Source organism: Candidatus Poribacteria bacterium (genome assembly GCA_016866785.1).
Lineage (GTDB): Bacteria > Poribacteria > WGA-4E.
On the sequence record VGLH01000287.1, the window covers coordinates 1 to 1,601 of the forward strand.

Below are 1,601 nucleotides of genomic sequence, written 5' to 3' on the forward strand. Positions count from 1 at the left end.
TCGCTATGGGTCGGTCGAAGTGGTGAGAACCGAAGCCACGACTGGGTTTTGGCTTGGTGGAGCTGAGGGGAGTCGAACCCCTGACCTCCTGAGTGCGATTCAGGCGCTCTCCCAACTGAGCTACAGCCCCATATCCAGACGTGTTGGGCGAACGCGTGTATTGTACCGGCTGCCAGATCGGGCGTCAAGCCGATCGCTGAGGTCGCAGGGCTGTTTCATGAAGCCATTCGGTCCCCGCACGGCGGGGTCCAGACGAACGTCCGTTGCTCCGACGGGACACCAGCCGTCCATGGAGCCACCGTTTCCGCTCCGTCGCTCCCGCGAAAGCGGGAGCCCAGAGCCCTGGATTCCCGCTTCCTGGCCCCGCGTAGCAGGACGAGACCCGCTCATGAAACAGCCTTTCCTGTCGCATCGCTTCTTTGACACAACCCCGTCCGTATGATACGTTGACGCCTTGATGCTCTCTGACCGTACGACTCGATCCCGCGTCCAGGAAGCCTGAGGCAGACCGTGAAACGCTCCCTCGTCATCTGCGCTCTGTGGTGCATCGCGGCTGGTGGTGTCGTGCCCGTAGGGATCGCGCAGGTTTCCGCCACGCACCGAGGCGGGCATGTCGAAGCCGGGATCGCCGGCAAGGGCTCCCTCGCGAGTCGCGTCCAGGGCAATCTCGTCTCCCCGAACTTCACGTACCCGACGACTTCGCCGGACGCTCGCGACTACCTCCAAAGCTACTCGGAGGTCTGGGTCGGAACCGCGACGGCTCCCGTCGCCAGCTCGACCGAGCTCTCCGCCGAAGGACGCCTGGGAACCGGCGAATGGGTGACCGCGAGCTTCGGAGACCCCCGCGACGCGAGCCGCATCCCCGGTCAGCAGCGCATCGACACCGCCTACAGAGCCAAGCTCTCCGACACTTTCGATGTCCTCGTCGAGCAGTCCTCGTTCACCTGGAGCGACCCGAAGAGCCCCGAAAGCCACGGCGTCATCGTCCGACTGACGATGACGAACCTGGGCGAGCTCGCCGCCGAGAACGTCTACGTCGCCCTGGCAACCAACTGGGATATGGATGCTGAGATCGCCCAAGCGGGCAACCCGAACCTCGACCTCGTCCAATGGGACGCTGCTCGGCGCGCGTCGATCACCTACGACGGCGACCCATCCGACGGCACGAATCCCATCCAGGCGGCGACGGTTCTCATCGAGAGCAAGATACAAGCGCACCGGATCGCCCTGGTTCCCCAGACGCCCTGGACGTTCACCGACGAACAGAGAGCGGGATTCCTCGGAGCCGCGACCCAGCAGACCCAGACCGCTGTTCCGCAGAACTACTTCACGATCGTCGCCGCCGGGCCCTTCGCCCTGCGGGGCAAGAACGCCGTGACCGCCGTCTTCGCGCTCGTTGCCGGAGAAGGACGCGATGCCCTGCTCGCCCACATCGACGGGATCCGCCAGGCGGCGGCGCGTCCTGCGCGGCTGGCGACCGAAGCCGTCGAGGGCGGCGTGCGGCTCTCGTGGAGCCCGCCGGTCCTGCGCGATGTCTCCGGCTATGCGGTTTTCCGCTCGACCTCCAAGACCGGCGCGTTCCAACAAATCGGTTCGAGGAT

At 65.5% G+C, this 1,601-nt stretch carries 1 protein-coding gene and 1 tRNA gene; one reads left to right on the forward strand and one right to left on the reverse strand.

Annotated features, from left to right (window positions below):
- Positions 1-54 precede the first annotated feature (54 nt).
- A tRNA-Ala gene (locus FJZ36_19355) sits at positions 55-130 on the reverse strand.
- A gap of 380 nt (positions 131-510) precedes the next feature.
- Here FJZ36_19355 and FJZ36_19360 point away from each other — a divergent pair.
- The coding region (locus FJZ36_19360; protein ID MBM3217056.1) for a hypothetical protein at positions 511-1,601 on the forward strand (1,091 nt) is incomplete at its 3' end.